Here is a 22,183-nt window from a genome sequence, read left to right as displayed (position 1 = left end):
CGGCTTGACCATATGGTGAACTAAATACCATACCATCACTGGAGGGTGATTCCCGCATGAACCCCATTAAAAATGTGCAAAAAGTGCGTATCGGCTCCCCCATGCTAGGAGGGCTGGCTTACTCCGGCTTATGGCTCGCTCTGGGAGCCCTGCTTCTGTCGCTCATGCTGTACGCGGGAAATCTCAGCGAGGATTCGCTTCCGGCCTGGGCGCTTGGCATTCACGGCACCGCTTCCCTGTGCGGAGGCTTCACGTCCGGCAAGCGCAGCGGAGCCAAAGGCTGGTACCATGGCGGCCTGCTCGGTCTCGTTTACGGCCTTCTGGTGCTCGTGATCGGCTTTCTGGCAGCCGATGCAGGCATGTCGTCCAAAACCGGCATCCTTTTCCTCATCGTCGCTCTCGCAGGCGCATTCGGGGGCATGATCGGCGTCAATCTGCGGAAATGACCCCCTGTGTAAACTTGTCTCGGGTATGCTATACTTGTTCTCGGTAATCGAACTGGTAAACATCTGGAACTGTCATCTTCCGGTGTATCAGGGGCAAGCTTAGGGGGAACCATAGTGGCAATCTTGACATCCATGAATCAAATTACGCTGTACACGGTGTTGACGTCCGCCGTATTGATCAGTTTCGGAACCGGCCGCAATCCGCTGCGCGCCGCAGGCGTCTTTGCCCGCAATCTAGCCGTCAATCCCAGATACTTGCTGCTGTTCGGCTCGCTGCTCGCCATCCTCTTCATGAACAAGCTCGAGCTGATCATCGAAAGCAAGATGAAGCATCAGACCGACTTCACCCCATTTGTCCAGCGGCTCGAAGGCGGCTTCGTGGAAGGATTCCAGCAGCTGTTCCATGCCGCATGGCTGACGCCGGTGCTGGCCTTTTTCTACGTTGTCGTCTTCCAGTCGCTGCTGGTCGCATCGCTCGCTGTCTACATGTACCGCGACAAGACCGGACGGCAATTCTCCGCGACCTGCTACGCGATCATGCTCAACTACCTGATTGCGATTCCTTTTTATTTGTTCATGCCCGTCAAGGAAGTTTGGGCCTATAATCCAAACGTTCATTTTTATATGCTGGAGGCTTTTCCGGCTTTTGAAACGGTATACCGCGGCTTGTCCGGCCTGGACAACTGTTTCCCGAGCCTTCATACTTCCATCTCCGTGACGCTTGCCTTGCTGGGAGCCCGTTCCGGCATCAAGCGCTGGGCCTGGCTGACCGGCGTGACGGCGGCAATCATTATTTTCACCATCTTCTATATGGGCATCCACTGGCTGACCGATATGCTCGGAGGCCTCTGCCTGGCGACCTTCGCCGTGTACATGGGCTACAAGCTGGCGGATTTGAAATCGCTGGCCAAACCAATTCCGTCCGTTCATCCTTCACGCTGAACTCCTTCCCGGCGTTGAATCGCTCCCCCTTCCGGCAATAGCGCAAAAAAAGAGCCTTCGCGGCTCCTTTTTTTTGCCTTTACGGCTGACTCAGCAGCTTTTGCTCGTGCCGGCCCCAATGAGGCTGCGTTCCGTCCTCATCCACAAATCCGTAACGTTCCGACAGCTCCCATGAGCTAAGATGCCATCCCGACAAGCTTCCCTTCCCGGGGTCGGCCGCCAGACAGGCCAGCGCCCTGCCTACATAAAGCGGTGTCTCCGATTGAAGAAAATTAGGATCCTTCTCGCCGGCGTCTCTCCAGTTCGCTTCCGTCACGCCGAAATGGGCCAGCATCTCCTCCGAGCGCAAAAATCCCGGGGTCAACGAAACCGCGCAAATTCCATATGGCTTCAGCTCCTCGGACAGCCCTGCAGCCATATGGATTCCCCATATCTTGGACAAGCTATAGGGCAGATTGCCCCGATACTTGTAGTCGACGCCGTCGGTTATTTCCGCGAGGAGGCCGGACTCGCTGCGGATGAGCAGAGGCATCGCGTAATGTGCCGTCATGTAATGGGTGTCGAGCACTCCGTGCTGCATCGCCAGCCCATCCTTCAGCGGTGACGCCCAGAAAGGCTTGCCCCAATGAGTCAGCCTTTCTCCTCCCCAAATATCGTTCACGAGGATATCCAGACGTCCATGGGCCATTTCGATCCGCTTCATCAGCGCCTCCACTTCCTCCGGCACCGAATGGTCGACTCGGACAGCAATCCCGATACCGCCGCGGCTTTCAACCCTTTCAGCGGTTTCCTCGATCGTCTCCTTGCGTCCGATGGGGGAAGAGGACATTCGCGTCGTCCGCCCTGTCACGTATACCGTCGCACCGGCTTCTCCGAGCGCCATCGCGATTCCGCGGCCGGCTCCCCTCGTTCCTCCGGCTACGAGGGCAATCTTGTCCTTCAACGGCTTGTTCTGCGTCATGAACCATCTCTCCTTTTCAATAGGGGCCGCTCAGCGGCACTAAGTTCAGGTATAATCATATAGTGCCATACACGACATCCTCTGTCTTGTAGGATGAACCATCCATTGTAGGAGGTCTGTTCCATGCGCGGAGACCGGCTGCTTGCCATCCTGCTGACGCTCCAGGCCGAAGGAAAGCTGTCGCAGCGGGAGCTTGCCCGAAGGCTGGAGGTGTCCGAAAGAACGATTCAAAGGGATATGGATGCCTTGGGCTCGGCGGGGATTCCAGTCGTATCCGAACGGGGAAGCGCCGGCGGCTGGAGGCTGATGGAGGGGTACCGGACGGATGCCACCGGCATGACCGGAGAGGAATGGAAAGCTCTCCTCCTGTCGGCGGGCAGCCGGGCGGCCCGCGACCTCGGTCTGGCGGATGCGCTCGACTCGGCGCTGCTCAAGCTGCGGGCGGCGGGGATGCCGGGCAAGCCTGCCGTCGCCGCGAGCCTGTCCTCCAAGCTTCATGTCGATGCGGACGGCTGGCATGAATGCCGGGAGCCGCAGCCGAAGCTCGCCCTCTTGTTCGAAGCCGTCCTGACCGAACAGCGGATCGAAGCTTATTATGAATCGCGGAACGCCCCTCAGGCTGCCTCCCCGCGCTGCCTGATGCCGCTCGGTCTCGTCATGAAGGGGAGCGGCTGGTATTTGGCGGCCAGCGAGGGAGATGCCGTTAAAAGCTTTCGGACGTCCAAGCTGTCGGATATCCGCTTGACGGGAGAGCCCTTTGAGCGTCCTGCCTCATTCAGCCTGGCGGCGTGGTGGCGGACTTCAGTGAGCCGCTTCCTTGAAGGGCTGCCTTCCACTCTTGTTCGATTGAAGGCTTCTCCGGATGCCATCGACAGGCTGCAAAAAATGAGATATACGCGGATTGTAGGCGCCTATTCCCCTGAAAGCGAGGCGGCTTCGGCAGAAAGGGAGGAGACGGAAGCAACCCCCGTCTTGAAGCTCGTCGACGTCCGCTTCGATACGCTGGACTATGCGGCCGGCGTCGTGCTCTCGCTCGCACCCGCCGTCGAGGCTGTCGATCCTCCGGAGCTGCGGCAGCGGGTATGCGAGCTCGCCGAAGCAGCTCTGGAGATGCACCGCAACGCATAAAAAAACCCTTTGGAGAGCTGCTCTCCGAAGGGTTTTTGGAGCGTCGGGCTGCTTAGAGTGTGCCTTCAGGATCCACTTTGTCGCTTTTGACTTCAAGCTTTTCTTCCGTCTTGGCTTCGACAGGAGCCGGAGCGCTGTTCAGGACGGATGCGATGGCGCTGCGTTCGAACGTCACTCTCGTCGTATCGTTGACGCGCAGAACGACCGTGTCGTCGGTCAGCTCCACGATCGTGCCGTGCATGCCGCCGATGGTCGCGATTTTGTCGCCTTTCTTGAGCGAGCCGAGCAGGGCGTTGCGCTGCTTTTGCTTCTTCTGCTGAGGACGGATCAGAAGGAAGTAGAAGACGATGAACATGAGGCCGAACATGAGCAGCATGGACATGCCGCCACCGCCGGCGCTACCGGAAGCCAGAAACATAGGTGTATACCCCTTTCAATATCGGAACGAGATTCTGGTTAAAACCCTTTGTCGTTGTCATGCAGGCCGTATTGGGTGAAGAATTCGTCCCGGAAATCAAGCAGCCTGTCCTCCATGATCGCCTGGCGCACGCCGCGCATCATCTCCAGCAGGAAATGCAGGTTATGGTAGGTCGTCAGCCTGATGCCGAACGTCTCGTCGGCCTTGATGAGATGCCGCAGATAAGCGCGGGAATAATTGCGGCAGGTGTAGCAGCCGCAGTCCGGATCAAGCGGTCCGAGGTCCTCCGCGTACTTGGCATTGCGGATGTTCACCCGTCCTCCGCTCGTCATCGTCGTGCCGTTGCGGGCAATGCGGGTCGGAAGCACGCAGTCGAACATGTCGACTCCGCGAATCGCTCCTTCGAGAAGCGCGTCGGGAGATCCGACGCCCATCAAATAACGCGGCTTGCCTGTCGGCAGGAGCGGAATCGTCTCCTCCAGCACCTCATACATGAGATGCTTCGGTTCCCCGACGCTCAAACCACCAATAGCATACCCCGGGAAATCCATGGAAGTCAAATCCGCCGCGCTCTGCTTGCGCAGGTCGGCATGCATGCCTCCCTGGACGATCGCGAACAGCCCTTGGTCCTGCGGACGGGCATGGGCTTTGAGGCAGCGCTCCGCCCAGCGGGTCGTCCGCTCGAGCGAGTTTTTGATGTATTCGTATTCGGCCGGATACGGAGGGCACTCGTCGAACGCCATCATGATATCGGAGCCGAGCGAGTTCTGGATCTCCATCGCCTTCTCCGGCGACAGGAACAAGCGGTCGCCGTTGAGATGGGAGCGGAATTCGACGCCTTCCTCGGTGATCTTGCGCATGTTGCTCAGCGAGAACACCTGGAAGCCGCCGCTGTCCGTCAGAATCGGGCGGTCCCAATTCATGAACTTGTGCAGGCCGCCGGCATTGCGGATCAGGTCGTGGCCCGGACGGAGCCACAGGTGATAGGTGTTGCTGAGAATGATATGGGCGTCCATTTCCTTGAGCTCTTCCGGGCTCATCGTCTTGACGGTAGCCTGGGTGCCGACGGGCATGAACGCCGGCGTCTCGATGACGCCGTGAGGGGTATGGACGCGGCCGAGCCGCGCCCCGGATTGCTTGCATACTTTGATCAGTTCGTAAGTTACAGCCACAGTTCACTCTTCCATTCCTAGTAGATAAACATCGCGTCGCCGAAGCTGAAAAACCGGTACTTCTCGTTGACTGCCTCTGCATAGGCGTGCAGGACATGCTCGCGCCCGGCAAGCGCGCTGACCAGCATGACCAGCGTCGACTTGGGCAGATGGAAATTCGTCAGCAGGGCGTCGACAGCCCGGAACTCATATCCGGGATAAATGAAAATATCCGTCCAGCCGCTGCAAGCCTGAAGCCCGTCCGGATACCGCTGAGCCGCTGTCTCCAGCGTGCGGGCCGACGTGGTGCCGACGGCAACGATTCGGCCGCCGCGTTCCTTGGCGGCGCGGATCATCGCGGCGGATTCCTCGCTGAGCTCGTAATACTCGGAGTGCATCACATGCTCTTCAATCGTGTCCGTGGACATCGGCCGGAATGTGCCGAGACCGACATGAAGCGTCAGCGGAGCGATTCCGACTCCCCTATCCCGCAGCTCCTGGAGGAACTGCTGCGTGAAATGCAGCCCCGCGGTCGGAGCCGCTGCGGATCCCGCCTGGCGGGAATAAACAGTCTGATACCGCTCCCGGTCGTCCAGGCGTTCCTTGATATACGGCGGCAGCGGCATCTCGCCCAGTCTGTCCAGCAGCTCCTGGAATATTCCGCTGTACTGGAACCGGACGATGCGTCCGCCCATATCGCCTTCGCTTTCCACGACTGCGCGCAGCAGCGGCTCGCCGCCTTCGCCGGCGCCGAAAGCGATGACCGTGCCGGCCTTCAGCTTCTTGGCCGGCTTCGCCAGCGTCTCCCAGCAATCGCCTTCGAGCTGGCGGAGCAGCAGCAGCTCCGCCTTCGCTCCGGTATCCTCCTTGACGCCTAGCAGGCGGGCGGGAAGCACGCGGCTATCGTTGACGACCAGCGTGTCTCCCTCGCGCAAATACTGCTTCAGATCCGTGAACCGATGATGGGCGATCTCTCCCGTGCGCTTGTCCAAAGCGAGCAGGCGCGAGGAGGTCCGGTCCGTCAAAGGGGTCTGGGCGATCAGCTCTTCCGGCAGGTGAAAATCATAATCTTCTACGTTCATGGCTTCAGCTTCCGTCCTTAGCGAGTTCAATCTCTTTGTAGTAGTATTTCAGAATGCGTTGGTAATCATACCCGGTATCGGCCAGGCCCTTGGCGCCGTATTGCGACATTCCGAGGCCGTGCCCGTTGCCGGTTCCCCGGATGAGCCACGTCTGCGAAGCGGAGACGGGCCGGATGGCTCCGGAGGCGTTCATGACCGTCAGGCCCGCTCCGCCCGATGGCGATGCTTTGGCTCCGCCGGCTCCCAGCACTTGGACGGCGGCTCCCGTTTCCTTGACCGCCGAGGCGCCGCCGGCGCCGAGAAGCGACACCTGCCCGGCCGGCTCGATGGCGAACCGCGTGCTCGGCAAGCTGCCAAGCGCGGTGCGCAGGGAGTCCGGATACTTGACCGGAACGGCTTTGCCGTTCACGTTCACCTGCATGACCCGCCCTGAAGGTCCGCGCGAGGCGACCTCCAGCGACTGAATCGGTCCCGATACGGCCGAGGTCGTCTTGCCCTTCATGGCATCCAGCAGCTGGGCCGAGGTGAACGGGCCGCGCATCCAGTTGAATTCATTGGACTGCGCGACTGTCTCCAGCACCGTCACCTTAGCCCCGGCGTCCAGCTTGTCCACCGGATTCACGCCGTCCTGGATGAGAGGCAGCGGCCTCACATTGGTAGCGGCGGACTTGATGCGCGCGATGACAGCCCCTGCTGCGTTCTTCTCGCCGGTCAGGTCAGCCGTGTCGGACCGGATGAAGCCGGTGCCGCCGCTCGGAGCCATGACCCGGTACCATTTGAACAGGCCGTTCTCGGAAGAATCGTCCGGGCTTTGGACCGGAGCCAGATACGGCACCTTGCTTCCCCATACTTCGGATGGATCCGCTGTGTACCCTCCGGCGCTGGAAGAGAATACCGCCTCGACAGGCTTGCCCCCGCTGAGCATGACCTGCCCCTTGGTATCGTCGACCGCCTTGATGGTCGTCGCCTTCTCGGAGGCGACACCGTTGTACGCCTGGCTGAGCGTCGTGTCGACGACCTGGGCGATGCCGAAGCCGGTCCCCTGGTAGACGGCGTACGAGCGGGCGGCCACGGCTTGCGCCTTGAGCGCCTCGATCGGCCAGGAGCCGGGCATTTCCCCGCCGACGACGGAATACAGATACTGCTCGAACGGAAGCTCGTTGATGACGGCAAGAGCGTTGTTGTAGCTGCTTAACTCGAACTGGCCTCTGTATGTACGGGCATAGCGCTCGGCAAGTTTCACGCCTTGGGTCGAGGACGGCAACACGACAGCCTTCGTGCCCGCCGGGAAAGTCAGCAGCATGCCGGGCGCCGCTTCCTTCTGGGTGACGGACAAATCCCTCCGCTGCAGCAGATAATCGCCCGCCGCAGCCTGCTTCAGCCCGGCCGCCTCCGCGATTCCGGCCAGCTTGAGCTTCACGGCTTCCAGCGAAGCGCTGTCCGCCGCCGCTCCCACCATGACGGAATAACGGGTTCCGGAATCCGATGGGCGCAGCGCAAGGAATGTATCCGTTCCGGAAGCGCTGAACGAGGCCATCGCGAGCCGCGCCTCCTGCTCGGACGCGTACGCGGCCGTCTCCAGGTGAAGCGGTCCGCGCACGGAGGCGCCGCCGCCGAATGCCTTCACCGTCGCGTTCGCGTTCCATTTGGCAAGAGCGGTCCCTGCCGCAGCCGCAGAGGAGTAGGAGCCTTCCGACACTTGGTAGGAAGTGCCGCCCCCGCGGTCCACCGCCTCCAGCACGGCGTTTCCTCCGGCAGTCTGCACGGCTTTGAATACTGCCAGCGCGGCCGCGAAGGAGCTGTTCTCTCCCAGCAGGACGGAATAGTTCTCCACGGCTACCCGGGCAGTCGCGCCGCCGACAGCGAAAGCCAGAGGTTTGGCCGTTCCCCCTTGGCTGACGCCGATGGCTATCCCGCCGTCGGAGCTGAACGTTGCGGCCGGAATCGACAGCGTATATTTGTTCGGTACGGTGATGAACAAGCCGACGCGAATCGTGTCCATGACCTCGATCCCGTCCGCTTCCGCCTTGGGAGGCAAGTAGAGGCAGCCGCCCAGAACGGCGGCTGCCAGCAGGCCTTTGGGGAGAATTCGGGCTATCGGTCTGTTCATGGTTCTCTCCTTCCGTGTGCTCCGCCGGCTCGCGGCCGTCGGCCGGCGTGCAGGCGGGCACCTTACAGGGTCTTGTCGGTACGGTCCTCGGGGGGAATGCGGCATCCATCCGGGGAACAGGCTTCGTCCGCCTTCCCGAACCAGTCATAGCGGCGTTTGGCGATGTAGCGATAAATCCGGTCTCCAAGACGGCTCATGCCCGGCAGCCGGTACAGCCAGCCTGCCGGACCGAAGCCAGGAACCGTGCGCAGGATGCGCACGACGGCGTCGCTGCCCGCATACAAGCGCCCTGCGCCGTCAACGACATGCATCCTGTCCCTCAGCGCTTCCGCGTCGATGTCCAGTAACCGCTCGGCGGCCCGGCCCTGGAGCCGGTCCAGATTCTGCAACGGAACAAACTTCAGCTCCGCCCGCGAGCCCAGTCGGCCCAGCCTGTCGACCGAGGCGAGGCAGAGGTTGCACTGGCCGTCGTAGATGACGGTGAGCGCGCTGTCTTCAGCGGCTCCGGACCGTTGCTCCTTCATCGGCGGATCCTCCCTTAGGCCATGCGGCTTGTCTGCCGCGGCCATTATTCCGGTACGGGCAAGCCCAGATGGCGGTAGGCAAGAGGAGTGACGACACGCCCTCGCGGAGTCCGCTGCAGGAAGCCGATCTGCATGAGATACGGCTCGTACACATCCTCGATCGTCTGGCTTTCCTCGCCGATCGTCGCTGCGATCGTGTCCAGGCCTACGGGGCCGCCGCGATAGTTGGCGATCATCGCCTGCAGCATCTTGTGGTCGATCCGGTCGAGTCCGAGCGGATCCACCGCGATCAGCGACAGCGCCTGCTGGGCGAGCTCGTTCGTAATGATGCCGTTGCCGCGGACCTGCGCGAAATCGCGAACCCGCTTGAGAAGCCGGTTGGCGATCCGCGGCGTTCCCCGCGAGCGCAGTGCGATCTCGGAGGCCGCATCGCCGACCATGCCGACCTCCAGAATCTCGGCGGAGCGGGAGATGATGAACGCCAGCTCGTCCGTGCCGTAATACTCCAGCCTGCTGACGACTCCGAAGCGGTCGCGCAGAGGGGCGCTGAGCAGCCCGGCGCGGGTCGTGGCTCCGATCAGCGTGAACGGGGGCAGGTCAAGCCGCACGGAGCGCGCGCTGGGACCTTTGCCGATCATGATGTCCAGGCAGAAATCCTCCATCGCCGGGTACAGCACTTCCTCCACGGAGCGGTTCAAGCGGTGGATTTCGTCGATGAACAGCACATCGCCCTCCTGCAGGTTCGTGAGCAGGGCGGCCAGATCTCCCGGACGCTCGATCGCCGGGCCGGAGGTCGTGCGCAGGTTGACGCCGAGCTCGTTGGCGATGATGTTCGAGAGAGTCGTCTTGCCGAGTCCCGGCGGGCCGTAGAGCAGCACATGGTCGAGAGCCTCCTTGCGGAGCTTGGCCGCCTCGATGAATACCTTGAGGTTGTCCTTCACCTGGGACTGGCCGATGTACTCGGCGAGATACCTCGGACGCAGGCTGTATTCGACAGCCTGGTCCTCCATCATCAGATTGGCGGAAATGATGCGATCGTCTTCCATGCAAAACCTCCCTTTCCGCTATCCCTTGAACAGCTGCTGCAGCGCCCGCTTCATGAGCGCGTCCACGGTCTCTCCGGGCTGCTGCGAGCCGCCCATGCCCGCCCAGGCGCGGTCCAGCTCCGACGCCGTATAACCGAGGGCTCCGAGGGCTTCCCTCGCCTCGCCCCAGCTGTCCTCGCCGGCGGCGGCGACTGCCGCTCCGCCGGCGGCTTCGGCTTCCCATACAAGCTCGATGGAAGCCGACGTGATCTGCAGCTTGTCCTTGAGGTCCAGAATCATCCGCTGGGCCGTCTTCTTGCCGATGCCGGGCAGCCGGGTGAGGAAGCTCAGATCCTCGCGGTGGATGGCCGAGATGACCGCCTCCGGGCGGCCGCCGGCCAGAATTCCGACCGCGACCCTCGGCCCGATGCCGGATACCTCCAGCAGCTTGCGGAAGAGCGCCTGCTCCTCCCTCGTCTGGAAGCCGAACAGCTGCGCCGCGTCCTCGCGCACATGGTGGTGGCAGTAGACGGTTACCGGCTCCTCCCCCCGGGCGAACGCGTAAGGATTCGGCGTGTAGACCTGGTACCCGACATCCCGAACGTCGACGACGATATAATCCGTATCCACATAGGCCACACGGCCTTTTACAAAATCGATCATCTGCGGCGCACCTCGTTTATCTTGGACATCATGCCGGAAGCGTGGGCATGGCAGACGGCAACCGCAAGCGCATCGGCGACGTCGTCGGGCTTGGGCACCTTGGCCAGCTTGAGGAACATCCGCACCATCTCCTGCACCTGGCGCTTCTCGGCCTTGCCGTAGCCGACGACGGCCTGCTTGACCTGCATCGGCGTATATTCCGTAATGGGAAGCCCCCTCTGCGCGGCGGCCAAAATAATGACGCCTCGGGCTTCGCCGACCGTGAAGGCCGTCGTCACGTTGCGGTTGAAGAACAGCTTCTCGACGGCAACGGAGTCCGGCTTGTATTTGTCCATCAGAGCCGAAGCAGACTCGTAGACCTGCTTGAGCCGCACCTCGTGAGGGGTGCCGGCTTCCGTCTCGATGGAGCCGTATTGGACCGGCGTAAGCTTCATGCCGTCCTTGTCGATGAACCCGAATCCCGCGATGGCGATGCCGGGGTCGATCCCTAAAATCCGCATCGCGCACTCTCCTTGTATGAAAGCTGGACAATGAAATCTATCTCTATGTAGCGAAAAACAGACTCTATCTATTATAACAGGAAGTGGATGACATGAGAACAAGCGTTTCAGACCGCTCGCCGAAAAGCAAAAAACGCCTTTTCGCAAAGGCGCTCGGAGAATGGGCTTGCCGGACTGGAACCGGACGGGAAGACATGCTGTCGGCGGAAGCGCAGTCTGCTGATATCCGAACGGAATCAGTAGGCGCGCTTCATCGCTCCTCTGGATCTCTCCAGGGCAAAATCGTTGTACGTCGACAAGACGCTGTTGAACTCGTCCCTGTCCTGGACGCGGATGCCGCTCAGCAGCCTGTCCCGTTCCTGCTTGGGCAGCGCGCTTTCCATGTACTGCAGGTCGAGCTGAAAAAACGTCTTCATGACCTTCTCGTCGCTCGGAGGACCTTCGAACAACGTCAGGCTTCCCCCGTCATCCACCCCGAAAGTCGCGCTCTGCTTGCAGGCCTCGGACAGATCGTCGATCCGCTCGGTCACGACGACGCCGCCCTTATCATCGAATCCGGCTTCCCAGCCGGGATGGCTGCCGAGCAGCTTCAGCACGGAAGGAGGATCCATGACGCCGAGCGGACGGATTTCCTCTCCGCATAGATAGACTCTTTTCATCGTGACCGCGGCAGATGCGCTTCCTTCCAGAAAGGAAGAGATCCCCTCCTGTGTAAGGTCCGGCCCGCTCCGAGCGGCCGCTTCGGCTGCGGAAGAGCCCAGCAGAAGCGCTGCAGGAAGCAGAAGCGCGCAGGCCAGGCTGAGCGGCGAGCGGCCGCGCCTGCGCCTCAAATATTTCCGTTTCAGATGGTTCCAGATGCTGATTGACAACATGGTCATCCATAGCCCCTTCTTGGCAGTTTCGGCTAGTCTGCCTTCCGGCTGGATGAATTATGCAAGCATAAAAAAGAACCGGGCTGCGAGTTCAGCCCGGCTCGGCTCTATGGCCATTCCCCATGCTCGGCTTCCGTCAGCGGTTGATCCAGGGCTTGCTGCCCTTGGAGGCGCGGGGAGCCGGCCGGGAAGCGCTGCGTATAACCGCTTTTTTTGGCTGCTTGCGCGCGGCTGCCGTGCCCGTTTTCGCCGGCTTGGCTTCAGCCTTCGATTTGGTCTCCGGCTTGACTGCCTTCTCAGCCGCCTGCGCCTCCTCCTCGTCCCTGTCTCCGCAGCAGGAAGGCTGGACCGCTACCGGAGCAGCTTCATCCGGCGGCGCTCCTCCATACCCCGGATTCACGCCGTAGCCCTGTACGGCGGCCGTCTGCGGCCAGCCTCCCGGAGAGGCGGGATACCCTTGAGCTTCCGCGCCCCAGCCTTGGTATCCAGGCCACTGGGCAGGACTGGCGGCGCCGGCGACTGCTCCAGCTGCATTCCACTGGCCGCCGCCGTCGTAATTGTACGAACCGGGAGCAGCCGCTCCTGCGGCCGGCATGATGCCCTGAGGATAACCTCCCCCGCCGTACACATGCGCTCCGTTGTTCTGGGCGCCGTATCCTTGATGGCCGTATCCGCCATACCCTTGCGCTTCGGCGGCGTAACCCGGATGGCCGTATCCGCCATAGCCTTGAGCTTCCGCTGCGTAGCCGTGATGGCCGTATCCGCCGTACCCTTGCGCTTCCGCTGCATAGCCGGGATGGCCGTATCCGCCGTACCCTTGCGCTTCCGCTGCGTAGCCGTGATGGCCGTATCCGCCGTATCCTTGCGCTTCCGCTGCATAGCCGGGATGGCCGTATCCGCCGTATCCTTGCGCTCCCGCTGCATAGCCGTGATGGCCGTATCCGCCATGGCCGTATCCGCCGTATCCCGGCGGGTAACAATCCTGCATGCCTGCTGCGGCAGCTCCATAGCCGTCATGCCCCGGGCTTCCCGCCTGGGAACCATAGCCGTCTCCCGGCATCTGCGCGGCTCCCTGCACCGCGCCTCCCGGGTAACCGTACCCTTGCTGATGCCCCGCGACTCCATAACCGGCCGGATAGCCGGCCATCCAAGGGGAAGCGGCGGCATAGGGCTGTTCGACGGAAGCTCCGGCGGCCGCCGGCCAGACGTTAAATGCGCCGTAGCCATCCATCTGGCCGCCTAGTCCAGGGAGCTCCTGCCCGTATCCCGCGGCATGCCCGCCCTGCGAGTAGGCGTTCCCGTACCCTGTGCCCTGGACGCCGTAAGACCCTGCTTCCGTATTCGCATACCCGCTTCCATAGGATGGGGACGGAGCATATTCCGGCATTTTGGGAAGCTCAAACAGCGGAGCGATCGCTTCGACGGCCGGAAGCTTCTCCTGTGCGAAAGGATGGATCGCCTTCTCCGTATAATGGGATTGATAAGGCTTCCCATATGCCTTCTCCTCGGCCGGAAGCGCCGGCGGCACAGGAGGGGCGGGCGGCGGCACAGGAACCGGCTCGGGCGGCTTCACAGCCGTTGGAGGCTTCACAGCCGTTGGAGGCTTCACCGCCGTAGGCGGCTTCTCCTCGATGGGCGCCGTGTTCTTTTTGCCGTCGACGACCGGTCCCGTGAACGCTTTTCCTCCCGCGTGGCCGTGATGATCGGATTTATGCTCGGGGGATAATCCGGTCGATTCCTTTAGCTTTGGAATATTGACCGTATCGCCGACATTCAGCGCATCCGGATTCGTCAGCTGCGAGTTGGCCTTGATGAGCTCGTTCAGGGGCACTCCCCAAGCCTTCGAGAGCTTCCAGAGCGTATCCCCCTCTTTCACCGTGTACTTGTGGATCAAGCCGCCGCTCCACGGCTTTTCCTCTTCCGAAGGAACCTTGATTTTGGCGCCGATCTGCAGATTCTTGTCATCGGTCACGGATGGGTTGAGCTTCTTCAGCTCCTCCACCGTCACCCCGTATTTCTGGCCGATGAGGTAGAATGATTCTCCCTCTTTGACAATATGGATTTTCACTAGCCGACTCCCTCCTCTTCGCGTGCTGTGCGCAGCGGCAGGACTGCAGCCTATCTGCCCGTCGTTACATCGTATGCAGCGACTGGGCGTCTGTCTCCCTTTTCAGCAAAAAAATACAAGCCCTGCCGGGAAGCGTACCGAATATCCGTACGAATGACAGCTGGCTCGTATTCCTGCGGCTTGGTCCTGAACGCGAAGAAGGGCTGTCCCGCTAGTCACGAAACGACTAAGGACAGACCCTTCACTTATTCGGTATCGGCAGAAAACAATGATGCTCGGCGCTTCAAAACGGATCAATCCGCCGTGCTGCCGAAGCTCGGATAGGTGCCGAGCACCCTTACCTGGCAGCCGATCGCTTCGATCTCCTGCAGCGCCGCCGGGAGGAGGACCGTGTCCAGAGCCATCTCGATGTCGATGACGAAATGGTACGTGCCCAGACGTTTTTTGGTCGGACGGGATTCGATCCTCCCGAGGTTGATCCTTCGCCAGGCGAAGGCGGACAGCACCTGATGGAGCGCTCCCGGGTAATCTTCCGGCAAGGTGACGAGAATGGACGTCTTGCGGACAGGGGACTGGCGCAGCTCGAACGGCTTCGGACCGGCCAGCAGGAAGCGGGTGTAGTTGTTGTCGTGATCCGTCACCCGTTCGCGCAGCACGTCAAGGCCGTAGTGGGCCGCCGCCAGCGTAAGCCCGATCGCAGCCCAGCCCTGGCCCGGATTCTCGGATACGATCCGAACCGCCTCCGCGGTGCTGCTGACCGGCTCCCATTGGGCATGCTGGAGATGGCCGCGCAGGAAGCTCTGGCACTGGGCCAGCGCGACGGGATGGCTGAACACCTTGACGATGCGGCCGTACTCCGGCTCTCCTCCCGCTCCGAGCAGCTCGTCCTTGCGGCCGATCAGCTGCTGGCGGGACGGATAGATCCATTCCGCCTGGATCGGCAAATCCACTTCGTGCAGAAGCCAGTCCATATGGAGGTTGACAGAGCCCTCGATCGTATTCTCGATCGGAATGACGCTGTAATCGGTCCTTCCCTCCGCCGTGGCAAGGAAGACATCGGATATCATCGGGTAATAAACTCTCTCGGCGTTGTCTCCGCACAGGCTGCGGGCAGCCTCGTCGGAGGTGGAGACGACGGGAAGCAAGGCGACTTTGATCATGAATGAACTTCTCCTTTGATTCGCTCTGCGAAAGGCAGTGCGGGATCGGCGCCCTCAAGGACGACCGCGCCGGCGGGATCGGGCTGCAGCAGCAGGAGATCCGCATCGACTCCGGCAGCCGACAAGGTCGAGAGCAGGAACGCCTCCAGCTCTCTCATTCGCGGGCTTCCGTTCTCGATCAGGGCGAGCAGCGTCGGGCCGGCGCCGCTCAGCGCAGCTCCGAGCGCTCCGTGATCCGACGCGCCCTCAAGAACCTCGGCCATGCCCGGAATGAGCGCTGCCCGGTAAGGCTGATGCAGCTTGTCCTTCATCGCATGGCGGATCATGTCGAGCCGGCCGCCGGCGAGAGCGGCCACAAGCAGCGAGCTGCGGCCGATGTTGTGCACGGCGTCGCTCAGCGCCAGCTGCTCCGGCAGCGCATGCCGGGCTTTCTCGGTCGAGAGCTGGAAGCGCGGAATCGCCACAAGCGCGGCTAGTCCGGCCGGCGGCTCGATGCGCAGGCAGTCCGCCCGCGTGCCGTCCCAGGCCGCCGCGACGATGCCGCCGAACAGCGAGGCTCCGACGTTGTCCGGATGCCCTTCCAGGCGGCTGGCGATCTGGAGCAGGGCATCGCGGTCGAGGCCGCCGCCTGTCAGCTCGCTTGCGGCCGTCAGGGCGCCGACGATGGCGCTCGCGCTGCTGCCGAGGCCGCGGGTGAGCGGGATATCGCTGTACATGTCGATTTCCAGCTCCGGCAGATCGGTTCCCGTTTCCTGAAAGACGAGCTGGGCTGTCTTGTAGATCAAATTGCTTTTGTCCAGCGGGATGCCTTCAAGCCCTTCCCCATGCAGCCGGATGACCGTAGCCTTGTCCGCCGGCTTCATCTCGATCCATGTATAGAGCGACAGCGCCATGCCCAGACAGTCGAAGCCGGGTCCCAGATTCGCCGTGCTGGCCGGGACTCGCACCAGCACGCTTCGCATGCCCATCAGCCTTCCACCCGGTAGACGCTCTGCACGTTCTGGATGACATCCAGCGTCTGGAAGGCGTCCAGCACTTTATTCATCGCGGCCTTGCTGGCATTATGGGTAATCACGATGATCTCCGCTTCCTTCAGATCCGCATTCGGCTGCTGGATGACGGATTCGAGGCTGACTTCGTATTCGGCGAACACCTGCGTAATCCGGGCGAGAACGCCGGCTTTGTCCGCGACATGGAGCCGGAGGAAGTTCTTGGACGAGATCTGCTCGTCGGTCTTGAGCCGCTTCTCGTTGTAGGAAATGACGCCCTGCTGGCCGTTGACGCCGATCTTCAGGTTTTTCACCACGGACACGAGATCCGCGACGACCGAGGTCGCCGTCGGCAGCTCTCCGGCGCCCGCGCCGTAGAACATCGTTTCCCCGACAGCTTCGCCGTGGACGTACACGGCGTTGAACACCCCGTTGACCGAGGCGATCGGATGGGTCGTCTTCACCATCGTCGGCTGCACGCTGACGCTGATCGACTCGTCCCGGCGCTCGGCGATGCCGAGCAGCTTGACCTCGTAGCCGAGCCGCTTCGCGTAGGCGATGTCTTCCTTGGAGACGGAGGAGATGCCCTTGACCGACACGTCTTCCAGATTGACTTCCGAGCGGAAGCCGAGCCGGGAGAGAATGGTCATTTTGCGGGCGGCATCAAGCCCTTCCACATCGGAGGTCGGATCGGCTTCGGCGTAGCCGAGATCCTGGGCCTCCTTCAGCACGTCGGCGTAGGACGCCCCCTCCTGGCTCATTTTCGTCAGGATGTAGTTGGTCGTGCCGTTGACGATGCCCATGATTTTGGTAATGCGGTCCGAGGAGAAGCCTTCGTTGAGCGTGCGGATGATCGGAATGCCGCCAGCCACGCTGGCTTCGTACAGAACGTCGCAGCGCTGCTCGCTGGCCCTGGCCAGAATCTCGCGGCCATGCAGCGCCATCAGATCCTTGTTGGCCGTGACGATATGCTTGCCGCGCGAGAGAGCTTCGAGAATATACTCCTTCGTGTTCTCGATGCCGCCCATGACTTCTACGATGACATCGATCTCCGGATTGCGGATGATCTCCCACGGATCGGTCGTCAGCTTCGCCGCATCGATGCCGATCGTCCTCGTCTTCTCCACGTTCTGCACGAGCACCTTCTCAATCTCGATCGGAGATCCGACCTGGCTGCGCAAATCCGCCTGATGGCCCTCCACGATCCGCACGACTCCCGTGCCCACCGTTCCTAGTCCGAGCAACCCTACCTTAACCGGCTTCATCGCCATTCCCCCGTTCCTGTTCCTAGTCGACATGCTTAGGCCGATCCGGCATTCACAGCACCGGACGCAGCGCTTTTCTATCCCTGGCCGATGACCGAAGCCCGCTTGACGCCTGGCACCAAGCGAAGTTCGTCCACGAATGCGAACACTTCATCCTTCATCGGAGCCGTATCTACCGACAGCACCACATTGGCGGAGCCTTGCAGCGGGATGCTCTGATGGATCGTCAGCACGTTGCCGCCTCGGGCCGCGAACATGCTGAGCACTTGGGACAAAATGCCGGCCCGATGCTCCAAATCGATGGACACCGTAATGATCGACCCCCGCTCCAGCTCCCCCAGCGTCAACACGCCTTCCCGATACTTATAAAACGCGCTGCGCGACAGATCCGCCTTCTCCACCGCCTCATGGATGGTGGCCGCTTCGCCGCGCGCCAGCATCTCCTTGACCGCGATCGTCTTGATGATGGCTTCGGGCAGCAAATCCTCGCGGACGACATAATATCGCTCTGTCAACATTTCGTCCTCCCAGCGTAGACAGATGTACTCCCATAGAGGACATTATACGGAAAACCGATCCTTTCGGCAACCGTTGATTTCATGCCCAATGTTCGTTTTAACGAATTTATGTACATTATAACGCATAAACTGCCATCAGAAAAGCTGCCCGATCGACAATCATCCGGCAGCTGTGTTGCTCTCTCTATCTATTCACCTGTTTCTAAGCGGAACATCGTTTTGCGGCCCTTTATTTCACGGCGCAGAACACGGCAAAATCCCGATATTTATAGACGCAATCGACGCTGGAGAAGCCCGCTTCCTCCATCCAGCGAAGCTGCTCGGACACTTTCGCGTTGATGTCGACTTCCCTTCGAAGCACGGAGGCGTCCGCCTCCTCCGCGGCCAAGCGGCCGTCATAAATATCCCTCTGCCACTGCTCCCGGTACAGCCGGTCGAACAACGGGGACTCCGCCGCGGCTTGATCGGCATTGACGAAGCGGCCTCCGTCTTCAAGCCGCGCCATCACGCTGCCGAACAACAACCGCTTATCCTCATGCCGCAGATGATGGATGGCCAGCGAGGAAACGATCAGGTCGTAAGGCCCTTCGGGAAGCTCGCCCGTCATATCCGCTTGCACGAAATCGACTCGGCTGTCGCCCGCAAATCGTTCTCTCGCCTTGTCCAGCATGCTTGCCGTGAAATCCGTCAGCGTAATATGCGCTCTCGGATAACGCTGCCTCATAAAGGAGGACATCAGCCCCGTTCCCGCCCCTAAATCCAATATCCTCGGCTCCGCTGCGGCGCTGTCGGCGGCCCAGGCCGCCATTCCGTAAAAGTCGTCGAAGCAAGGAATCAGCATTCTCCGCTGTGCGTCATATCGAGACGAAACCGCATCGAATTGCTGCTGAACCCGATCTCCCATCGCTGCCACCCCGTTTCTTTTCTTAGTCTCATCATAAGGGAATTCATTATTATTTTGAAATATAAAATAACCATCACTTTATAGGAGTTATCTATAAAAAGACAAAGGAAAAGGCCCGGATTTCTCCCGGCCCGACTCCCCCTGCTTGCCTCTTATTCCGGGGAGTATTCGCTTCCCTCGAAAAATTCGAACACGAATTCGCCGAGATGCACCGTATCTCCATCCTTGGCTCCGATTTTCCGCAGAGCGGAATCGACGCCCATCTTGCGCAGCATGCGGCCGAAGCGGTTCACGGCGTCATACGAGTTGAGGTGAATCCGCTTGAGCTGACGCTCGAACGATTCGCTCTCCACGACATAGTAGTCGTTCTCGCGGTACACGCGGAACGGCTCTTCCTTCTTCTCGGCATGACGGTAAATTTTCCGCTCCTCGACTTCCTTTACCTCCTCGAGTTCAGGCGCTTCCGGAATTTCATCCAGCTTTGCGGCTGCCTTGTAGAGCAGCTCCTGAATGCCTTCCTTGGTCAGCGAGGAGATGGGAACGATGTCGTAGGTCTGGCCTTCCTCTTCGCGTTCCGCCAGCTTCTGGCGGAACAGCTCCAGATTCGCGGCGGATTCGGGCATGTCCATCTTGTTGGCTGCGATGATCTGCGGACGCTCGGCGAGCTTGGCGTTGTAGAGCACGAGCTCTTCGTTGATCTTCAGCCAGTCCTCGAACGGATCGCGTCCTTCGGTGCCCGACATGTCGACGACATGGATGATGACTCGGGTGCGCTCGACATGGCGCAGGAATTCATGGCCAAGGCCGATGCCTTCATGTGCGCCTTCAATCAAGCCCGGCAAGTCGGCCATGACGAAGCTGCGGCCCTCTTCGACATCGACAACACCAAGATTGGGCGTGATCGTCGTAAAATGGTAGGCGCCGATCTTCGGTCTGGCGGCGGATACGATCGACAGCAGCGTCGATTTGCCCACGCTCGGGAAACCGACGAGCCCGACATCGGCCATGACCTTGAGCTCCAGCACGAGCCAGCGCTCCTGGCCCTCCTCGCCCTTCTCCGCGATTTCGGGAGCGGGGTTGCTGATCGTCGCGAAGCGCGGGTTGCCCCGTCCGCCCCGTCCGCCTTTGCCGACGATGACCTGTTGTCCGTGGCGGGTCATATCCCCGACAATTTCGCCGGTATCGTCATCAATGATGATCGTTCCCGGGGGAATGCGCACGATCGTATCCTCGGCTCCGGCTCCATGCATGCTCTTCGGACGGCCCCGCTCGCCGCGTTCGCCCTTGAAGTGCTTCTGATAGCGGAAGTCCATCAGCGTGCGCAAGCCCTCGTCCACACGGAAGATGACATTGCCTCCACGGCCGCCGTCCCCGCCTGCTGGACCGCCCTCGGGCACGTATTTCTCCCTCCGGAACGATACGATGCCGTCTCCGCCGTCTCCGCCTTTGACAAATATTTTTGCTTTATCGACAAACATGATTAGCCTCCAATTATGCGCAGAGCGGAGCCTTAAGCAGCACATGGCGGAACTGCTTCAGGCTGACGGCCTGCAGCGGGGTTCCGCGCAGACGCTGCTCCAATTTATCTACCAGCTCATCGCCGTCGCGCAGCTCGCCGGCGAACTCCAGCTCCACCATCAGCTCATCGGCTGCGCGGGACAGCTTCAGCACCAGGACGGCAGGATCGCCGATTCCCGGCTTGACGCCGAAGCGATAAGCGTTAATGACTTCGATCAGGGCATCCGCGGTCCGGTCTCGGTCAAGCTGGAAATCCTCCAGCGTGAGGTTGTCCTCGACGTCCACTTCAAGCACCAGATTGTGGCTGAGCGTGCGGAAAGATTGCAGATAGGCGACGAGAGAAGGAATGCCCAGGTGAGCGATCTTGCTCTCCACCGCCATCTTGTCCCGGATCCGTTCCACGCTGGCAGCAGCCCTATCCAGCTTGCCGATGCGGATATAGCCGTACAGCACCTGCAAATCGTTCATCCAGTCATGCCGGTGATGATTCAGCGTACGGATGGAGGCTTGCTGCTGGAGCGCGGAGGCGCGCCTGGCGCGTTCCTCATGCTCCTTGCGCTCCTGGACAATCCAGAAGGCAGCTGCGGCAACGGCCCATAGAATGAACAAAATATGCGTCCATAGCAAGGAAGGCCGAATGATCACGCCTGCTGCAGGCAGCAGGACAGACCCCGCTGCATACAGCTTAGCCGATCCGATGCGATTCATACGTTTATCCCACTTTCTGCCTTAAGGATGCCCTGGCCAGCCAACTCCGTATGCAGCCGGCAATTTGTTGACAAAAAAACCCGGCCTGTTCAAATCAGGCCGGGTCGCGTCTCTCGTGAACTTAAGCTTCTACTGCTGCAGCTACCGGAGCCAGATCAACGGGATAAACGCTGGCTTTCTTGCGGTCGCGTCCCCAACGCTCGAACTTGACGACGCCGTCGATCAGAGCGTACAGCGTGTCATCCTTGCCGATGCCCACGTTGTTGCCCGGGTGGATCTTCGTTCCGCGTTGACGGAACAGGATGCTGCCCGCGCTTACGACTTGACCGTCAGCACGCTTGGCGCCGAGGCGCTTCGATTGGCTGTCGCGTCCGTTCTTCGTGGAGCCTACGCCCTTTTTGGAAGCGAACAACTGAAGATTCAGTTTCAACATGTCGGTGTCCTCCCTTCTCGTTAAACTAGCTCTTCGTTCAAGGTGACGAATTTGCTGTAGGAATCGGCGATTCCGCTCAGCATCACCACCATGGATTCCAGAAGCAGCTGGACCCGGCCGTCGGCCGTTTCGTCCTGCAGAGCTGGAATTTCCGATTGGAGCCATCCATTCTTCATGACGGCCGGCAGGGCGACGCCTGCCAACGCCTCAATAGAATTCACGGTGCCCACCGTAACGGCGGATACACCTGCGCATACGATATCTTTGCCCGCTTTGGCATATTTCGCGTGCCCCTTGACGGAGAAGGCGGTAATATGCCGGTCACCGGACCGCCGGATGAACGTAACCTCGATCATGAGAGCACCAGCTTACGCTTGGATGCTTTCGATCGTGACTTTCGTGTACGGCTGACGGTGGCCTTGCTTGCGGCGGTAGTTCTTCTTGGCTTTGTACTTGTACACGATGATCTTCTTGCCTCTGCCGATTTTCTCGACCTTGCCGGAAACCGTAGCTCCGGAAACGATCGGGGAACCCGTCACGAGACCTCCGTCCTTGGATACGGCCAGGACGCGATCAAACGTTACCGTATCGCCTTCGCCGGCGTTCAGCTTCTCGATGTAGAGAACGTCGCCTTGCTGAACTTTGTACTGCTTGCCGCCTGTTTCGATAATTGCGAACATGGATGGTGCACCTCCTTATAGTCGAAGACTCGCCTGGAAAAGGTGGGGAAATCGACGAGCGAGATCCCGGCTTGAAAACCCGTCCGGTGCGGTACCATATATGTCCTCGGGGGACATA

The 22,183-nt window shown here is 60.8% G+C and carries 24 protein-coding genes; 3 read left to right on the top strand and 21 right to left on the bottom strand.

Annotation, left to right across the window (positions count from 1 at the left end):
• Positions 1-56: 56 nt before the first annotated feature.
• A complete protein-coding gene (locus PHU01S_RS02790; RefSeq protein ID WP_048745172.1) occupies positions 57-446 on the top strand; it encodes a TIGR04086 family membrane protein in 390 nt (129 codons plus the stop codon).
• Between the two features lie 114 nt (positions 447-560).
• Positions 561-1,388: a phosphatase PAP2 family protein gene (locus PHU01S_RS02785; RefSeq protein ID WP_048745173.1), complete on the top strand. Its 828-nt coding sequence runs from the start codon at positions 561-563 to the stop codon at positions 1,386-1,388.
• Between the two features lie 79 nt (positions 1,389-1,467).
• Here the strand turns inward: PHU01S_RS02785 and PHU01S_RS02780 are convergent, their stop codons facing one another.
• Positions 1,468-2,349, bottom strand: a complete 882-nt coding sequence (locus PHU01S_RS02780; RefSeq protein WP_127506010.1) for an SDR family oxidoreductase — start codon at positions 2,347-2,349, stop codon at positions 1,468-1,470.
• 123 nt (positions 2,350-2,472) lie between these two features.
• On the opposite strand from PHU01S_RS02780, the gene PHU01S_RS02775 reads away from it, so the two are divergent.
• The gene (locus PHU01S_RS02775; RefSeq protein WP_127506008.1) at positions 2,473-3,477 is read left to right on the top strand and encodes a helix-turn-helix transcriptional regulator; all 1,005 of its coding nucleotides are present in this window, start codon (positions 2,473-2,475) and stop codon (positions 3,475-3,477) included.
• Between the two features lie 52 nt (positions 3,478-3,529).
• Here PHU01S_RS02775 and yajC read toward each other — a convergent pair whose 3' ends face one another.
• The 20 genes from yajC to rplU all read right to left on the bottom strand — a co-directional run bounded on the left by yajC (position 3,530) and on the right by rplU (position 22,065).
• Positions 3,530-3,895, bottom strand: coding sequence for a preprotein translocase subunit YajC (yajC, locus tag PHU01S_RS02770; RefSeq protein ID WP_021879619.1), 366 nt, complete (start codon positions 3,893-3,895; stop codon positions 3,530-3,532).
• 38 nt (positions 3,896-3,933) lie between these two features.
• Entirely contained in the window at positions 3,934-5,067 is a 1,134-nt protein-coding gene (gene tgt, locus PHU01S_RS02765) for a tRNA guanosine(34) transglycosylase Tgt (protein ID WP_127506005.1), read from the bottom strand.
• A gap of 17 nt (positions 5,068-5,084) precedes the next feature.
• The gene (queA, locus tag PHU01S_RS02760) at positions 5,085-6,128 is read right to left on the bottom strand and encodes a tRNA preQ1(34) S-adenosylmethionine ribosyltransferase-isomerase QueA (protein WP_048746660.1); all 1,044 of its coding nucleotides are present in this window, start codon (positions 6,126-6,128) and stop codon (positions 5,085-5,087) included.
• Between the two features lie 4 nt (positions 6,129-6,132).
• A complete protein-coding gene (locus PHU01S_RS02755; protein ID WP_164762950.1) occupies positions 6,133-8,238 on the bottom strand; it encodes a SpoIID/LytB domain-containing protein in 2,106 nt (701 codons plus the stop codon).
• Positions 8,239-8,300: 62 nt separating this feature from the next.
• Positions 8,301-8,762: a thiol-disulfide oxidoreductase DCC family protein gene (locus tag PHU01S_RS02750; protein ID WP_048746656.1), complete on the bottom strand. Its 462-nt coding sequence runs from the start codon at positions 8,760-8,762 to the stop codon at positions 8,301-8,303.
• A gap of 44 nt (positions 8,763-8,806) precedes the next feature.
• Positions 8,807-9,808 (bottom strand): Holliday junction branch migration DNA helicase RuvB, encoded by a 1,002-nt coding sequence (gene ruvB, locus PHU01S_RS02745; protein ID WP_049867823.1) that lies wholly within the window; start codon positions 9,806-9,808, stop codon positions 8,807-8,809.
• An 18-nt stretch (positions 9,809-9,826) separates the two neighbouring features.
• Positions 9,827-10,450 carry a Holliday junction branch migration protein RuvA gene (ruvA, locus tag PHU01S_RS02740; protein ID WP_049867824.1) on the bottom strand — a complete coding sequence of 208 codons (624 nt, stop codon included), beginning with the start codon at positions 10,448-10,450 and terminating at the stop codon, positions 9,827-9,829.
• Entirely contained in the window at positions 10,447-10,950 is a 504-nt protein-coding gene (gene ruvC, locus PHU01S_RS02735) for a crossover junction endodeoxyribonuclease RuvC (RefSeq protein WP_048746652.1), read from the bottom strand. Before ruvC ends, ruvA begins: the two co-directional genes overlap by 4 nt.
• Before the next feature lie 236 nt (positions 10,951-11,186).
• Positions 11,187-11,828, bottom strand: a complete 642-nt coding sequence (locus PHU01S_RS02730; protein WP_049867825.1) for a BofC C-terminal domain-containing protein — start codon at positions 11,826-11,828, stop codon at positions 11,187-11,189.
• 130 nt (positions 11,829-11,958) lie between these two features.
• On the bottom strand, positions 11,959-13,890 hold the full coding sequence (locus PHU01S_RS02725) for a LysM peptidoglycan-binding domain-containing protein (RefSeq protein WP_127506001.1): 1,932 nt from the start codon (positions 13,888-13,890) through the stop codon (positions 11,959-11,961).
• A 293-nt stretch (positions 13,891-14,183) separates the two neighbouring features.
• Positions 14,184-15,050, bottom strand: coding sequence for a prephenate dehydratase (gene pheA, locus PHU01S_RS02720; RefSeq protein ID WP_048749341.1), 867 nt, complete (start codon positions 15,048-15,050; stop codon positions 14,184-14,186).
• Positions 15,047-16,018: a homoserine kinase gene (thrB, locus tag PHU01S_RS02715; RefSeq protein WP_049867827.1), complete on the bottom strand. Its 972-nt coding sequence runs from the start codon at positions 16,016-16,018 to the stop codon at positions 15,047-15,049. The genes pheA and thrB overlap by 4 nt, the downstream gene beginning before the upstream one ends.
• Positions 16,018-17,304, bottom strand: coding sequence for a homoserine dehydrogenase (locus PHU01S_RS02710; RefSeq protein WP_049869674.1), 1,287 nt, complete (start codon positions 17,302-17,304; stop codon positions 16,018-16,020). Before PHU01S_RS02710 ends, thrB begins: the two co-directional genes overlap by 1 nt.
• A gap of 77 nt (positions 17,305-17,381) precedes the next feature.
• Positions 17,382-17,822 (bottom strand): ACT domain-containing protein, encoded by a 441-nt coding sequence (locus PHU01S_RS02705; protein WP_076354318.1) that lies wholly within the window; start codon positions 17,820-17,822, stop codon positions 17,382-17,384.
• Between the two features lie 229 nt (positions 17,823-18,051).
• Positions 18,052-18,726 carry a class I SAM-dependent methyltransferase gene (locus PHU01S_RS02700; protein ID WP_127505999.1) on the bottom strand — a complete coding sequence of 225 codons (675 nt, stop codon included), beginning with the start codon at positions 18,724-18,726 and terminating at the stop codon, positions 18,052-18,054.
• Between the two features lie 152 nt (positions 18,727-18,878).
• Entirely contained in the window at positions 18,879-20,204 is a 1,326-nt protein-coding gene (obgE, locus tag PHU01S_RS02695) for a GTPase ObgE (protein WP_048744640.1), read from the bottom strand.
• A gap of 13 nt (positions 20,205-20,217) precedes the next feature.
• Positions 20,218-20,952 (bottom strand): Spo0B domain-containing protein, encoded by a 735-nt coding sequence (locus PHU01S_RS02690; protein ID WP_021881559.1) that lies wholly within the window; start codon positions 20,950-20,952, stop codon positions 20,218-20,220.
• Between the two features lie 121 nt (positions 20,953-21,073).
• Complete coding sequence (gene rpmA / locus PHU01S_RS02685) at positions 21,074-21,385, bottom strand: 50S ribosomal protein L27 (RefSeq protein WP_048744637.1); 312 nt, start codon at positions 21,383-21,385, stop codon at positions 21,074-21,076.
• A 20-nt stretch (positions 21,386-21,405) separates the two neighbouring features.
• Complete coding sequence (locus PHU01S_RS02680; protein WP_048744636.1) at positions 21,406-21,741, bottom strand: ribosomal-processing cysteine protease Prp; 336 nt, start codon at positions 21,739-21,741, stop codon at positions 21,406-21,408.
• 12 nt (positions 21,742-21,753) lie between these two features.
• Positions 21,754-22,065, bottom strand: a complete 312-nt coding sequence (gene rplU / locus PHU01S_RS02675) for a 50S ribosomal protein L21 (RefSeq protein WP_021881561.1) — start codon at positions 22,063-22,065, stop codon at positions 21,754-21,756.
• Positions 22,066-22,183 lie beyond the last annotated feature (118 nt).

It is taken from the genome of Paenibacillus humicus NBRC 102415 (assembly GCF_004000905.1).
In the GTDB taxonomy this organism is placed as follows: domain Bacteria; phylum Bacillota; class Bacilli; order Paenibacillales; family Paenibacillaceae; genus Paenibacillus_O; species Paenibacillus_O humicus.
Note: the sequence above shows the minus strand (reverse complement) of the source record. Positions and strands in the feature narration are given on the sequence as shown.

Bases quoted from the DNA above. Each gene is read 5' to 3' on its own strand.
- PHU01S_RS02790 (WP_048745172.1), top strand. From the start codon at position 57: ATGAACCCCATTAAAAATGTGCAAAAAGTGCGTATCGGCTCCCCCATG.
- PHU01S_RS02780 (WP_127506010.1), bottom strand. From the start codon at position 2,349: ATGACGCAGAACAAGCCGTTGAAGGACAAGATTGCCCTCGTAGCCGGA.
- PHU01S_RS02775 (WP_127506008.1), top strand. From the start codon at position 2,473: ATGCGCGGAGACCGGCTGCTTGCCATCCTGCTGACGCTCCAGGCCGAA.
- yajC (WP_021879619.1), bottom strand. From the start codon at position 3,895: ATGTTTCTGGCTTCCGGTAGCGCCGGCGGTGGCGGCATGTCCATGCTG.
- queA (WP_048746660.1), bottom strand. From the start codon at position 6,128: ATGAACGTAGAAGATTATGATTTTCACCTGCCGGAAGAGCTGATCGCC.
- PHU01S_RS02755 (WP_164762950.1), bottom strand. From the start codon at position 8,238: ATGAACAGACCGATAGCCCGAATTCTCCCCAAAGGCCTGCTGGCAGCC.
- PHU01S_RS02750 (WP_048746656.1), bottom strand. From the start codon at position 8,762: ATGAAGGAGCAACGGTCCGGAGCCGCTGAAGACAGCGCGCTCACCGTC.
- ruvB (WP_049867823.1), bottom strand. From the start codon at position 9,808: ATGGAAGACGATCGCATCATTTCCGCCAATCTGATGATGGAGGACCAG.
- ruvA (WP_049867824.1), bottom strand. From the start codon at position 10,450: ATGATCGATTTTGTAAAAGGCCGTGTGGCCTATGTGGATACGGATTAT.
- ruvC (WP_048746652.1), bottom strand. From the start codon at position 10,950: ATGCGGATTTTAGGGATCGACCCCGGCATCGCCATCGCGGGATTCGGG.
- PHU01S_RS02730 (WP_049867825.1), bottom strand. From the start codon at position 11,828: ATGACCATGTTGTCAATCAGCATCTGGAACCATCTGAAACGGAAATAT.
- pheA (WP_048749341.1), bottom strand. From the start codon at position 15,050: ATGATCAAAGTCGCCTTGCTTCCCGTCGTCTCCACCTCCGACGAGGCT.
- thrB (WP_049867827.1), bottom strand. From the start codon at position 16,018: ATGGGCATGCGAAGCGTGCTGGTGCGAGTCCCGGCCAGCACGGCGAAT.
- PHU01S_RS02710 (WP_049869674.1), bottom strand. From the start codon at position 17,304: ATGAAGCCGGTTAAGGTAGGGTTGCTCGGACTAGGAACGGTGGGCACG.
- PHU01S_RS02705 (WP_076354318.1), bottom strand. From the start codon at position 17,822: ATGTTGACAGAGCGATATTATGTCGTCCGCGAGGATTTGCTGCCCGAA.
- PHU01S_RS02700 (WP_127505999.1), bottom strand. From the start codon at position 18,726: ATGGGAGATCGGGTTCAGCAGCAATTCGATGCGGTTTCGTCTCGATAT.
- obgE (WP_048744640.1), bottom strand. From the start codon at position 20,204: ATGTTTGTCGATAAAGCAAAAATATTTGTCAAAGGCGGAGACGGCGGA.
- PHU01S_RS02690 (WP_021881559.1), bottom strand. From the start codon at position 20,952: ATGAATCGCATCGGATCGGCTAAGCTGTATGCAGCGGGGTCTGTCCTG.
- rpmA (WP_048744637.1), bottom strand. From the start codon at position 21,385: ATGTTGAAACTGAATCTTCAGTTGTTCGCTTCCAAAAAGGGCGTAGGC.
- PHU01S_RS02680 (WP_048744636.1), bottom strand. From the start codon at position 21,741: ATGATCGAGGTTACGTTCATCCGGCGGTCCGGTGACCGGCATATTACC.
- rplU (WP_021881561.1), bottom strand. From the start codon at position 22,065: ATGTTCGCAATTATCGAAACAGGCGGCAAGCAGTACAAAGTTCAGCAA.